The following is a 12485-nucleotide window of genomic DNA, read 5'->3' on the forward strand; positions in this document are numbered from 1 at the left end:
GCCTCCCAACCTCGTTGCGGCGCGGCTGCGCCTATGGCACTTCAACATCATTGTCGCAGCCCCGACCCGCGGTCACGAGCGGGGGCTCCTATCTTTTTAGTGCCCTCGGATTGGGTCATAGTGTCTGTCGGTAACGAATCACCGGCTATTTCGTTGCTGGTCAATATAAGATGATTAATTGCATTAAACGTAATTCGATGATCTTGAGGGTAGGGGATTGATTTGGGTCGTTCTGCGGATATGACGCCGCCTTTGCGTTGGCGGTTGGGTGTTGCTGGTGGGGTGGCGCTGGTTGTGCTGCTTGTTGACCAGCTGACCAAGCTTTCGGTTCGTGCCGTGGGCGACGCTTTGCATGTGACTGTCATCCCCGGTGTCATCGACTTTATGTTTGTCCGCAATATCGGTGCTGCCTTTAGCATAGGCGAGGGGCATGGCATCGCGTTTGCCGTGCTGGCGTTGGCGGTCATTATCGCTATTGCCGTGTACCTCGTTCGTGCACCCCAGCTCGCCCATCTTGAGGTTGTGGGCATGGCGATGGTTGCGGGCGGTGCTATCGGCAACGCTATCGATCGTTTGGCCTTTGGCTTTGTGACCGATTTTATTGCCACCACTTTCATCGACTTCCCTGTCTTTAACGTGGCCGATATCGGCATTACCGCGGGCGTCGTGCTCGCCCTCATCGGCTACATGTTCTTGAGCCCTGCGGCCCGCGAAGTTGATGCGACTGCCGAGCTCAATGCCCGTGATGAGGCACGCGCCAAGCGCAAAGCCAAGCAGCGTGGGGAGCGTGCCCGCAAGATTCGCGAAAGGAATGAGCGCTAATGGCCGACATCCATATCCTTGTTGCCGACGATTGCGCTGGCCAGCGTCTCGATGCCTATCTGGGCGCCAATGACGGCTGCCCTACGCGCTCTGCCTGCGCTCATCTGATCGAGGGAGGCGCCGTTGCCGTCAACGGTGAGACTTGTCTCTCTAAAAAGTACGCCTTGCGAGCCAGCGACCGTATTTCGGTTGATCTGCCCGAGCCTCACGATCCGACCGATGTGATTCCTGAGGCCATCCCGCTCGATATTCGCTATGAGGACGACTACCTCATTGTGCTCTCCAAGCAGCGTGGCCTGGTGTGCCATCCTGCCCATGGCCATGAGAGCGGCACACTTGCCAATGCTCTGGTTTATCACTGCGGCATCGACCATCTGGGGACCGTGCAGGGTGAGGATCGCCCCGGTATCGTGCATCGTTTGGACCGCGATACCTCTGGCCTTATGCTCGCGGCCAAGGACGACGACACACAGCGCGCGCTTCAAAATCTCATTCGCACGCGCACGCTCGATCGTCGCTATATCACGCTTGTCCACGGGCACATCGCCATGGACGAGGGCACCATCAATACCGGTATTGCCCGATCGACGCGCGACCGCGTCAAGATGGCGATTTCGGACGACCCCTTTGCCCGTCAGGCCATCACGACCTTTAAGGTCCTCGAGCGCTTCGATTCCACGCGTTTCGACGACGGCTATACGCTCGTCGAGTGCCACCTGTTTACGGGCCGCACACATCAGATTCGCGTGCATATGCGCCATATCAACCACGCCTGCGTGGGCGATCCGCTCTACGGTAAGTGCGATGCGCGTGCCGATCAGGGTCTGACCAGGCAATTCCTTCATTCTTGGCGCGTCGCATTCGACCATCCCGTGACGGGGGAGCGCATTGAGTGCCGTGATGAGCTGCCGTGGGATCTTGCCGCGGTTCTTGACGACCTGGCCCCGCGCTCGCTCGGTCGCACGGCCGTTGGAGATGAAATCGTTCCGCAGCTCGGTCTTCTCGAAGCCTAGCCAGTATTAGGTGGTTTCTTGAACTCGGTAAGCCTGCGGTAAGATATACGATTGTTTACGTTACGCGTTGCTGGGAGCCTGCATGCTCGCCTTTTTACAAACCAACACACCCATTGTGATCTTCAACCAGATTGTCGTCACGCTGCTCACGGTCTGCTTTCTGTACCAGGTGGTCTTCTTTGTCATTGGCGCTCTTCGTGGCGAGGTCGCGCCTCCCAAGGCCAAAAAACTCCATCGCTATGCCTTTTTTATCGCGGCGCATAATGAGGAGGCCGTGATCGCCAACCTCGTTCGCTCCATCAAGGACCAGGATTATCCGTCCGAGCTCATCGAGGTTTTCGTGGTCGCCGATGCCTGCACCGACAACACGGCGCAGCTCGCGCGCGAGGCCGGTGCCATTGTTTACGAGCGCAATGACCTGGCCCGCAAGGGCAAGAGCTGGGTCATGGACTTTGGCTTCGACCGCATTCTCAACGAGTATCCCGACACGTTTGAGGGCTACTTTATCTTCGATGCCGATAACGTTATCTCCCGCGATTATGTTTCCAAGATGAATGATGCCTTTGACCAGGGCTTCCATGTGGTCACGAGCTATCGCAATTCCAAGAACTTCGGCAGCTCGTGGATCTCGGCTGCTAATGCCACGTGGTATCTACGCGAGGCGCGCTTCCTCAACAACGCGCGTAATATCTGCAAGACGTCCTGCGCTGTTTCGGGTTCGGGCTACCTCATCTCCGCCAGCGTTATCGAGGGCATGCACGGTTGGCAGTTCCACACGCTGACCGAGGACATTCAGTTCACCACGTTCTGCGCCATTCACGGCATTCGCATTGGCTATGCGCCGGCGGAGTTCTTTGACGAACAACCCGTGACGTTTAAGGCGTCCTGGAAACAGCGCATGCGTTGGACCAAGGGCTTCTACCAGGTGTTCTTTACTTACGGTAAGCACCTGGTCAAGTCGACCTTCCGCTACCATCGCTTTGCCGCCTACGACATGTTCATGACGATCGCCCCGGGTATGCTGCTGTCGCTCATCTCGATGCTCGCCAATGCGACGTTCCTGATCGTGGGTGGACTCTCGCACGGCTTTTTGGCTACCGAAGTCGAGATGCAGGCCTGTGCCGCTTCGCTCATTATGACCTTCGCCATGATGTATCTGACTTTCTTTATCCTGGCGCTGCTCACGACTATCTTTGAGTACAAGCACATTCACTGCGCGCAAAAGTGGCGTCTGGTGACTAACCTGTTTACCTTCCCGATCTTTATGTTCAGCTATATCCCCATCACGGTGGCCGCGCTGTTCCTGAAGGTCGACTGGGTCCCGACGCAGCACGCCGTCAGCGTTACCCTTGACGAGGTCATGCAAGGCGCCAAATAACCACCACCAAAACCACCGCAAAGGGGACAGGCACCTTTGTGGTGGTTTTTGCTTTTGAGCAGCTGCTCAAGGAGGTTTTCGATGATCTATATCCCGTTTTGGATTTGCATCTTTGCCGGCGCGTGGATTGATGCCCGTGAGCGGCGGTTTCCCAATGAGCTTGCCGGCGCATGTGCCGTGGCGGCGTTAGCAGGCGTTTGGCTCGACAGGGGCGTTAACACTGCACTTGATCATGCCGGTCTTGCGGTCATCGTCTACCTTGCCCTTGTGCTTACTGAGTCGCTCTGGCGGCGCCTTCGTCAAGCCCCGGGGATTGGCATGGGGGACGCCAAAGCACTCTTCGCGCTTTGCACGCTCGACCCTATGGGTGGCATCGTGGCATTTGCCGTCGCACTCCTGGCCCTGGCCCTCTCCTGCCTCTTCACAAAATCGCGCTCCCTGCCATTGCTCCCGTTTTTAGTGCCGATTTTTGCCATAATCGAGGTCGTGGGCTGCACTCTGTAACCGATTGCGCATCGTTCTTAAGGAGCATGCCATGGCAACTAATCAAGAAACGGCCGCCATCAAGGCACGTATGGACCGTATTCCTTCGGCGTTGTCGCCCGAGCTCGTCGAGCGCATTGCCGCCAATCGTGCTTCGGCCACTGTCAATCCGTATCGTTGCAACGACGACCAGGTCATTCGTCGTGTCGATCGCGATGCGGACAAAGGCACGCTTATGCGTCCGGCGTTTATGCGCGATACCGAAAAAATCCTCCATCTACCGGCGTACACCCGTTATGCAGGCAAAACGCAGGTTTTTAGCTTTCGAAGCAACGACGACTTGTCGCGTCGTGGTCTACACGTGCAGCTCGTCTCGCGCATTGCGCGCGATATCGGTCGCGCCCTCGGGCTCAACTGCGATCTGATTGAAGCGATCGGTCTGGGTCACGACTTGGGGCACACGCCTTTCGGCCATGCCGGCGAGCGATTCCTCAACGATATCTATCACGAGCGCACGGGTCGTTATTTTTTCCATAACGTGCAGTCGGTCCGCGTGCTCGATGCGCTGTACGGTCGCAACGTGTCGCTTCAGACGCTCGATGGCGTGCTCTGCCACAACGGCGAGTACGAACAGCGTGTTTTTGAGCTTTCGGACATGGGCTCTTTTGAACAGTTTGATCAGACGGTTGAGGATTGCATTGCCGCGGGTTACGGCGCAATTGAGCACCTGCGTCCCATGACGCTCGAAGGCTGCGTGGTCCGCATCTCGGATATCCTTGCCTACGTGGGGCGTGATCGCCAAGACGCCATTGCGGCGGGCCTGCTGTCACCCGACGCTTTTGACGATGGGCTTGGCGGAGCATACAACAGCTGGATTCTCACGCATGCCTCTATCGATATCGTCGAGCACAGCTATGGCAAGCCGCGCATCGAGATGAGCGAGGACCTGTTCGAGGAAATCCGCCGCGCTAAGCGCGAGAACTACGAGAAGATCTATAGCAAGGGCGGCATCGAGGGCGACTCCGAAACGGAGCTGCGCGAGGCGTTCGAAAAGCTCTATGACCGTTGCCTGCAGGATATAAACGAAGGCGACGAGTCTTCGTATATCTTTAAGCATCACATTTCGCGCATTGAGCGGCAGCTTTCCTACTACAATCGCACCTATGCATGGCAGGATGATAAAGATCAGACCGTAGTGGATTACATTTCGAGCATGACGGACGGCTATTTCTGTGAGCTGACGAGCAAGCTGTTCCCGGGGCTGAAGTTTCCGCATCGTACCTATATTAACGAACGGTAGTTCGTATATTTTCGGTATACTGTTGAGGAACAACGATTTTGATGGATGCACGGGATGGCTATGGACGACCTTTTTTCTGCCTCGACGCGCGAGCGTTCCTTTAAAAATGCGCCGCTTGCGGTGCGCATGCGCCCCAATTCGCTCGACGAGTATGTGGGCCAGCAAAAGGCCGTCGGTAAGGGCTCATGGTTGCGTGCCGCGATCGAGCACGACGTGCTTTCGAGCGTGATTCTGTACGGGCCGGCCGGTACGGGTAAGACGACGCTGGCCCACATTATCGCCAACCATACCAAGAGCGAGTTTGTCGAGGTCAGCGCCGTCACGGGTACTGTGAAGGACCTGCGTCGCGTGATTGACGAGGCCAAGACGCGCCTGAATACCTACGACCGCCGCACCATTCTATTCATCGATGAGATTCACCGCTTCTCTAAGTCGCAGCAGGATGCCCTGCTGCATGCAGTTGAGAACCGTACCGTCATTATGATTGGCGCTACGACAGAGAACCCGTACTTTGAGGTCAACTCGGCACTGTTGTCGCGCGGGCGCGTGGTGGAGCTTGAACATCTGAAGGATGAGGATATCGCCACGCTTATTGAGCGTGCGCTCGAGGCACCACAGGGCTTGAACGGAAAGTTCTCGGCCGATGAGGATACGGTCAAGACCATTTGCACGCTGGCAGCGGGTGACGCTCGCTCGGCGCTCACGACGCTCGAGCTTGCGAGCGAGATTGCCGTCACGCGTCCCGATACCGAGGGAACGCCAGCGCCTGCGGCGGGGGAGCGCTATCCCATCACCGTGGATGACGTGAAGATTGCCAACCCGCGTCGCGGCTTTACGTATGACAAAAACGGCGACATGCACTACGACATCATCAGTGCGTTCATCAAGTCCATGCGCGGTAGTGACCCCGATGCCACGATCTATTGGCTCGCGCGCATGATCGATGCTGGGGAGGATCCTAAGTTTATCGCTCGCCGCATTATGATTCACGCTTCTGAGGATGTTGGCAACGCCGACCCGCAGGCGCTTTTGGTGGCGCATGCCGCGTTTAAGTCTGCCGAGGTCATTGGCTATCCCGAGTGCCGCATTAACCTGGCTCAGGCCGCTCTCTATGTGTGCTTGGCGCCAAAATCCAACGCGTGCGAGGCTTCGATCGATGCGGCGCTGGCCGATATCCATTCTAGTGGGCTTCGCGAGGTGCCGAGTTATCTGCGCGATCGCCATCGCCCGGGCAGCGATGAATACGGTATGTATAAGTATCCACATGATTATCCCGAAGGCTGGGTCGATCAGCGCTATTTGCCCGAGGGACTGGAGCGCGGCGCGTTCTGGCAGCCTGCCGGCCGCGGTTGGGAAGAATGGCGCGTAGAGCAAAGTGAACGTGACCGCAGCGGGAATGCACCGAAGTAGCTGCTGATAATTTTGTCCCACGTTGCTGCTCTTGGCATGTTCGGTCCCCTTTGGGGTACCATGGAAACCGTCTGTATATCGATTCCTTTGGGAGGCTTGTATGAGTCCCATTCAGATTGCCCTGCTGCTGCTCGCCGTTGCCGGCGTGTGGGCCATCGTTGAGCTCGCGCTTACCCTGCGCAAGACCCGCAATGTTGTCGACTCGCTCGATAAGACCGTGAACGACCTCAACAACACCATCGCCGAGGCTCAGCCTGTGGTGGCAAAGCTCGATGGCGCTGTCGATGAGCTTACGCCGGCGCTTGCCCAGATGGAGCCGCTGCTTAAGTCGAGCAAGACGGCAGTTGATGCCCTTACCTCCAATCTCGTAGAGGTCGAAGCCGTGGTTCGCGACATTTCCGAGGTTACGGGCAGCATGGCCGAGGCCAGCAATGCTGTGTCGAGCGTGACTGACTCTGCCGCTGGTGCTGTGCAGAAGCTCTTCAATAAGGTGAAGGCTCCTGCAGCCGATGCCGATCGCAAGCTCGCCGCTGCCGCTGCGGAGGCCGAGCAGCCTACCGAGCGCGTCCTAATTGGCGAGGACGAGGCCGCCGATGGCGCGGATGTGGCTCAGAATTCTGTAGCCAAGCCGGCTCAGTATTACACCTATACGCCCGCTGAGACCTCTGAGGAGTCCTGCGATGAGTAGCGAAGCAACCTGCCCTATCACGCTGACCGTTGCTGGTGACCCGCGTCTCGCTCGCCTTGTGCGCATGACGGCAGCCAACGTTGGTGCCCTGTGCTCTATGTCTGTCGATCGCATCGAGGACATCCGCATGGCTGCCGAGGAGGCTTTCATCTTTGGTTGCACCGCGGTCGACTGCGACGACATCACCATCAAATTCGATGTCGACGAATCTCACGTTGGCATGACCTTTACCTTTGGCGACCAGGCCACCGTCGACGAGGATGACCAGGCCGCTGTGTATGCCGAGCTCATTTTGGCGAGCGTGTGCGACTCCTACGAAAAGACTGCGGCGCCCCTGACGCTTTCCCTCGACCTCAAGGCGGATATCTAATATGACCGAACGTTCCCGGAGCGGTAAGACCGCTTGGGACAAGGAGAAAACCCGCGAGCTGTTTCGTCGCTATAAAGAGACCGGTGACCCGGACGCACGCGAGCAGCTCGTCATGTCCCACATGAACCTGGTAAGGTTTCTTGCCAACAAGTTTAAGAACCGCGGCGAGCCGCTCGATGACCTGATGCAGGTTGGTTATTTGGGCCTGCTCAAGGCTATCGACCGCTTTGACCCTGAGCGCGGACTCGAGTTCACCACGTTTGCCACGCCTACCATCTTGGGCGAGATTAAGCGTCACTTCCGCGACAAGGGCTGGAGCGTGCGCGTGCCCCGTCGCTTGCAGGAGCTCTCGGCCAAGGTCAACCAGGCTACCGATAAGCTCACCAACGAGCTACAGCGCTCGCCTAAGGTTGAGGAAATCGCTGAGTACTTGGACGTGACGGTCGATGAGGTGCTGGAGGCCATGGAATCGTCTTCGGCCTATACCTCGGTGCCCATCGAGGCTCCTGGTGCGTCCGATTCGGACGATGCCCCCTCGATTCTCGACCGTTACGCCGACGACGACAACGAGCTCGACTTTACCGATGACCGCCTAGTGATCGAGGAAGCCATCCGTGATTTCTCGCCGCGCGAGCGCGAGGTGATTGAGCTGCGCTTTGTGAAGGGCATGACCCAGATCGAGATCGCCAAGAAGCTGGGTATTTCTCAGGTACAGGTTTCGCGTCTGCTGCGCCGCACGCTTAAGAAGATTCAGGACAAGATCGACCCCGACGGAGTGATGATTCGTTCATGAGTGAGCACCCCCAACAAACCGATCGCGTGCTGCGCGACACCCGCATTCTGACGCTGCGCATTTGGGCTGTTGTCGGCTGCATTGTTATTGCTGCTGTCATCTTTAACCTTATGGGCATCCTGGCACCGGTTATTGAGTTTCTTGCCGTCGGCTCCATCATTGCTTTTGTGATGTCCCCGATCACCAACTGGCTCGAGCACCATGGCGTGAATCGCGGCATCGGTTCGCTTATCGCGCTTATTGTTGTTGTTGCCGTGCTCGTCGGTGTCGTTTGCATCTTGTCGCCGATTCTCTTTGGTCAGATCATGGAAGTACTGAGCCGCCTGCCCGAGCAGCTTCGTGTTGCGGGTGGCGATCTCAATGAGATGATCTCGCATGCCAAGACGCTCAACAACACACCGCTCAAGGAGTATCTGGACGATAATCTTTCGTCGCTGGTTGCCGTGGCATCGAAGTATGTGTCTCAGATTGCTGCCGAGCTTGGCCGCGGTGTGTTCCCGCTCATCACCAATACGGCCTCGCAGTTGTTCGTGATCTTCCTTGGTCTGGTGCTTGCGTACTGGATGGCCTGCGACTACCCTCGCATGCACCACGAGATTTGCACCATCATCGGTCAGGAGAAGGAGACCTCGTACCGCTTTATGGTCGCCATCCTTTCTCGCTCTGTCGGCGGCTACATGCGCGGTATGGTCGTGACGTCCATCTGCGGTGGTTTCCTCGCCTTTATCGGTTTTATGATCATCGGCCATCCGTATGCGGCGCTCATGGCTTTCTTTACCGGCATCATACATTTGGTTCCGGTCGTCGGTCCTTGGGTGAGCGCAGCAATCGCCACAGTGCTCGGTTTCATGTTCAGCCCCATGTTGGCGTTATGGACGCTCATCGTGACGATGATCGCGCAAAACGTCACCGATAACGTGATTTCGCCTAAGGTCATGCAGAGCTCGGTGCAGGTGCATCCCATCATGAGCCTCACGGCGCTCGTTATTGGCTCGGCACTCATGGGCCCCATCGGCATGATTATTGCTATCCCGCTTTGTGCGGCCCTCAAGGGTATCTTCCTGTACTACTTCGAGAATGAGACCGGCCGCCAGCTTGTGGCCTATGACGGTGCCGTGTTTAAGGGCACGCCGTACCGCGATGCCGCTGGCAACCCGGTCGCCGCCTACGACGCGCTCGGCGACGACACCTTCATCTACGAGTCCGAGCTCATCGGCAACGAGACTGCGCCCGAGGCCAAGGCCATGCCCAAGCCCGAGCTCGATAATCCCTGGATTAAGCTCTCTGGTCTGCAGCCCGATGCCACGGGCTTCTTCAAGAACCCCTTTGCCAAGGACGATGACTCCAACTCGGACGACGATACCAAAACCGGTATCGACGGCTCCATGGACGATGACGACAACTAGCGGGGTAATTCGGGTTAACATTCATACGTGCTAACATGCAATTTCGCTGGAGGGTCGCTGTTTGGCGACCCTCTTTTTTGCACAGGCGCGGTGGGATGGTAATATCGTTACGTTTGAACTGTTTCGATGTGAAACCGAGGAGATTCCCTCTATGAGTGCTGACTACCCGTCAATGACTACGGCCGAGATCCGCTCCAAGTTCCTCAACTTCTTTGAGGAGCGCGGTCTTAAGCTCTATCCTTCTTCGTCCCTCGTCCCCGATGATCCCTCGCTGCTGCTTGCCAACGCCGGCATGAACCAGTTTAAGGAGTACTACCAGGGCAAAAAGACCATGAAGGAGATCGGCGCGATCTCTTGCCAGAAGTGCGTTCGCACCAACGACATCGATTGCATCGGCGAGGACGGCCGTCACCTGTCCTTCTTCGAGATGCTCGGCGACTTCTCTTTCGGCGGCGTCTCCAAGGAGCAGGCTTGCGCCTGGGCCTTTGAGCTCATCACCAAGGAGTTCAAGCTGCCGCTCGACCGCCTGTACTTTACCGTCTTTACCGAGGACGACGAGACCCACGACGTGTGGCGTTCTCTGGGCGTTGCCGAGGACCACATCTCCCGCCTGGGCGAGGACGACAACTTCTGGGCCGCTGGCCCCACTGGCCCCTGCGGTCCGTGCTCCGAGATCTACTTTGACATGGGCGAGGAGGTCGGCTGCGGTAGTCCCGACTGCAAGCCCGGCTGCGACTGCGACCGCTTCCTGGAGTTCTGGAACCTCGTCTTTACCCAGTATGACCGCCAGGAGGACGGCTCCATGCCGGAGCTGCCGCACCGCAACCTCGATACGGGCATGGGCCTGGAGCGCATGGCCGCCATCATGCAGCACAAGACCGCCAACTACGACGGCGACTTGATGCAGCATCTCATCAAGCTGGGCGAGGAGATCAGCGGCAAGACCTATGACGCCGACGATTACTCTGGCGCCAGCCGCTCCCTGCGTATCATCGCCGACCACTCCCGTGCCGTCGACTTTATGATCTCGGACGGCATCCTTCCCGGTAACGAGGGTCGCGAGTACGTCCTTCGCCGCCTGCTCCGTCGTGCCGTGTTCCACGGTCGCCTGCTGGGCATCGAGGGCGCCTTCCTGACCAAGTTCATCGACGAGGTTAACGCTCAGATGGGCGAGGCTTATCCCGAGCTGCTCAAGAATGTCGCGCTCGTCAAGGGTATCGTCGCCTCCGAGGAGGAGCGCTTCTCCACGACGCTCGACAACGGCCGCGTCTATCTGGACGAGGCCCTGGCAGCGCTTGCCGAGGGCGCCGTGCTTCCGGGCGATGTCGCCTTTAAACTGCACGACACCTTTGGTTTCCCCATCGATCTGACCGTCGAGATCGCCGGCACCGCTGGCCACGGCGTCGACATGGACGGCTTCACTGCCTGCATGGAGGACCAGAAGGCCCGCGCCCGCGCCAATGCCAAGGGCGACGCCTGGGGCAGCTTCAACGACGTGTGGGTCGAGCTTTCGGACAAGGTCGCAGCGACCGAGTTCGACGGCTATGACAACGATGTGATCGAGGGCGCCAAGGTTGTCGCCATCGTGCGCAACGGCGAGTCCGTCGAGTCCGCTGCCGCCGGCGAGGATGTCGAGGTTGTGCTCGACCGCACCCCGTTCTATGCCGAGATGGGTGGCCAGCAGGGCGATGCCGGCAAGCTTTCCGCCGAGGGCGTTGTTCTGACCGTTGCCGACACCAAGAACCACAACGGCCTGTATGCCCACGTCGCGCACGTTGCCGAGGGCACGCTGGCTGTCGGTGCCGCTGTTACCGCCGCGCTCGACGCCGAGCGCCGTGGCTTCCTGCGCCGCAACCACACCGCCACGCACCTGCTCGACGCTGCCCTTAAGCAGGTCCTGGGCGAGCACGTCTCCCAGGCCGGCTCGCTGGTGACGCCCGAGCACCTGCGCTTTGACTTCACGCACTTCGAGGCCCTGTCCTCCGAGCAGCTCAAGGCTGTCGAGGACCTGGTCAACCAGCAGATCTTCGCTTCCAAGCCGGTCGTGACCCGTGTCATGGGCATCGACGAGGCTAAGGCTGCCGGCGCTGTCGCTCTGTTTGGCGAGAAGTACGGCGATGTCGTCCGCGTCGTCTCCGTGGGCGCCGAGGACCAGCCGTTCTCCCGCGAGCTCTGCGGTGGCACGCACGCTGCCAACACCGCCGAGATCGGCCTGTTCAAGATCATTTCCGAGTCCTCCACAGGCTCCAATGTCCGCCGTATCGAGGCTGTGACCTCTAAGGGTGCCCTCGACTACATGGCCGACCGCCTGGCGCTCGTTGACGCCGCTGCTACTGCGCTCAAGTGCCGCGTGGATGAGGTTCCCGCTCGCGTGGAGAACCTGCAGGCCGAGCTGCGCGAGACGTCCAATAAGCTCAAGAAGGCTCTGACCGGTGGCTCCTCCGACGCCATCTCCAGCGCCATCGAGGGCGCCGTCGAGCTCGACGGCTATAAGCTCGTTGTCGCTGAGCTCCAGGGCCTTGAGGCTGCCGACCTGCGCAACGTATGGGATACCGTGCATCAGAAGGTCGCCGGCCCTGTTGCTTGTGTCGTCGCCAGCGTGACTGAGAAGGGCACTCCGGCCCTGCTCGCTGCCGGCTCCGATGACGCCGTCAAGGCCGGTTTCCACGCCGGTAACGTGATCAAGCAGATCGCGGGTCTGGTCGACGGTCGCGGTGGCGGTCGTCCCAACATGGCCCAGGCCGGTGGCAAGAATGCTGCCGGCATCGCCGATGCCCTCGCGGCCGCTAAGACCGCGCTCGGCGCCTAAGAATCTAAGAAGT

At 58.8% G+C, this 12485-nt stretch carries 11 protein-coding genes; all 11 read left to right on the top strand.

Going from position 1 to position 12485, the window contains the following annotated elements; genetic code table 11:
* Nucleotides 1-222 precede the first annotated feature (222 nt).
* The 11 genes from lspA (at nt 223) to alaS (ending at nt 12472) form a co-directional block, all read left to right on the top strand.
* Nucleotides 223-822 carry a signal peptidase II gene (gene lspA / locus AAA021_RS05375; protein WP_349088306.1) on the top strand — a complete coding sequence of 200 codons (600 nt, stop codon included), beginning with the start codon at nt 223-225 and terminating at the stop codon, nt 820-822.
* On the top strand, nt 822-1835 hold the full coding sequence (locus tag AAA021_RS05380; protein ID WP_349088307.1) for an RluA family pseudouridine synthase: 1014 nt from the start codon (nt 822-824) through the stop codon (nt 1833-1835). Before lspA ends, AAA021_RS05380 begins: the two co-directional genes overlap by 1 nt.
* An 82-nt stretch (nt 1836-1917) precedes the next feature.
* Nucleotides 1918-3213: a glycosyltransferase family 2 protein gene (locus tag AAA021_RS05385; protein ID WP_195245800.1), complete on the top strand. Its 1296-nt coding sequence runs from the start codon at nt 1918-1920 to the stop codon at nt 3211-3213.
* Between the two features lie 81 nt (nt 3214-3294).
* Nucleotides 3295-3717, top strand: coding sequence for a prepilin peptidase (locus AAA021_RS05390; RefSeq protein ID WP_195625080.1), 423 nt, complete (start codon nt 3295-3297; stop codon nt 3715-3717).
* A gap of 31 nt (nt 3718-3748) precedes the next feature.
* Nucleotides 3749-4996, top strand: a complete 1248-nt coding sequence (locus tag AAA021_RS05395) for an HD domain-containing protein (RefSeq protein WP_349088308.1) — start codon at nt 3749-3751, stop codon at nt 4994-4996.
* A 60-nt stretch (nt 4997-5056) separates the two neighbouring features.
* Nucleotides 5057-6406, top strand: a complete 1350-nt coding sequence (locus AAA021_RS05400; RefSeq protein ID WP_349088310.1) for a replication-associated recombination protein A — start codon at nt 5057-5059, stop codon at nt 6404-6406.
* Nucleotides 6407-6506: 100 nt separating this feature from the next.
* Nucleotides 6507-7094 (top strand): hypothetical protein, encoded by a 588-nt coding sequence (locus AAA021_RS05405; RefSeq protein WP_349088311.1) that lies wholly within the window; start codon nt 6507-6509, stop codon nt 7092-7094.
* The gene (locus AAA021_RS05410) at nt 7087-7464 is read left to right on the top strand and encodes an ATP-binding protein (protein ID WP_349088313.1); all 378 of its coding nucleotides are present in this window, start codon (nt 7087-7089) and stop codon (nt 7462-7464) included. Before AAA021_RS05405 ends, AAA021_RS05410 begins: the two co-directional genes overlap by 8 nt.
* A 1-nt stretch (nt 7465) precedes the next feature.
* Nucleotides 7466-8257: an RNA polymerase sigma factor SigF gene (locus tag AAA021_RS05415; protein WP_022094589.1), complete on the top strand. Its 792-nt coding sequence runs from the start codon at nt 7466-7468 to the stop codon at nt 8255-8257.
* Complete coding sequence (locus AAA021_RS05420) at nt 8254-9663, top strand: AI-2E family transporter (RefSeq protein ID WP_349088314.1); 1410 nt, start codon at nt 8254-8256, stop codon at nt 9661-9663. The genes AAA021_RS05415 and AAA021_RS05420 overlap by 4 nt, the downstream gene beginning before the upstream one ends.
* Before the next feature lie 151 nt (nt 9664-9814).
* The gene (gene alaS, locus AAA021_RS05425) at nt 9815-12472 is read left to right on the top strand and encodes an alanine--tRNA ligase (RefSeq protein ID WP_349088316.1); all 2658 of its coding nucleotides are present in this window, start codon (nt 9815-9817) and stop codon (nt 12470-12472) included.
* Nucleotides 12473-12485 lie beyond the last annotated feature (13 nt).

It is taken from the genome of Collinsella sp. CLA-JM-H32, from assembly GCF_040098165.1.
In the GTDB taxonomy this organism is placed as follows: Bacteria; Actinomycetota; Coriobacteriia; order Coriobacteriales; family Coriobacteriaceae; genus Collinsella.

What these genes read in the sequence shown, in the direction of transcription:
- AAA021_RS05395 (WP_349088308.1), top strand. Translation starts at nt 3,749, where the DNA reads ATGGCAACTAATCAAGAAACGGCCGCCATCAAGGCACGTATGGACCGT.
- AAA021_RS05380 (WP_349088307.1), top strand. Translation starts at nt 822, where the DNA reads ATGGCCGACATCCATATCCTTGTTGCCGACGATTGCGCTGGCCAGCGT.
- AAA021_RS05410 (WP_349088313.1), top strand. Translation starts at nt 7,087, where the DNA reads ATGAGTAGCGAAGCAACCTGCCCTATCACGCTGACCGTTGCTGGTGAC.
- alaS (WP_349088316.1), top strand. Translation starts at nt 9,815, where the DNA reads ATGAGTGCTGACTACCCGTCAATGACTACGGCCGAGATCCGCTCCAAG.
- AAA021_RS05390 (WP_195625080.1), top strand. Translation starts at nt 3,295, where the DNA reads ATGATCTATATCCCGTTTTGGATTTGCATCTTTGCCGGCGCGTGGATT.
- AAA021_RS05400 (WP_349088310.1), top strand. Translation starts at nt 5,057, where the DNA reads ATGGACGACCTTTTTTCTGCCTCGACGCGCGAGCGTTCCTTTAAAAAT.
- AAA021_RS05405 (WP_349088311.1), top strand. Translation starts at nt 6,507, where the DNA reads ATGAGTCCCATTCAGATTGCCCTGCTGCTGCTCGCCGTTGCCGGCGTG.
- AAA021_RS05420 (WP_349088314.1), top strand. Translation starts at nt 8,254, where the DNA reads ATGAGTGAGCACCCCCAACAAACCGATCGCGTGCTGCGCGACACCCGC.
- AAA021_RS05385 (WP_195245800.1), top strand. Translation starts at nt 1,918, where the DNA reads ATGCTCGCCTTTTTACAAACCAACACACCCATTGTGATCTTCAACCAG.
- AAA021_RS05415 (WP_022094589.1), top strand. Translation starts at nt 7,466, where the DNA reads ATGACCGAACGTTCCCGGAGCGGTAAGACCGCTTGGGACAAGGAGAAA.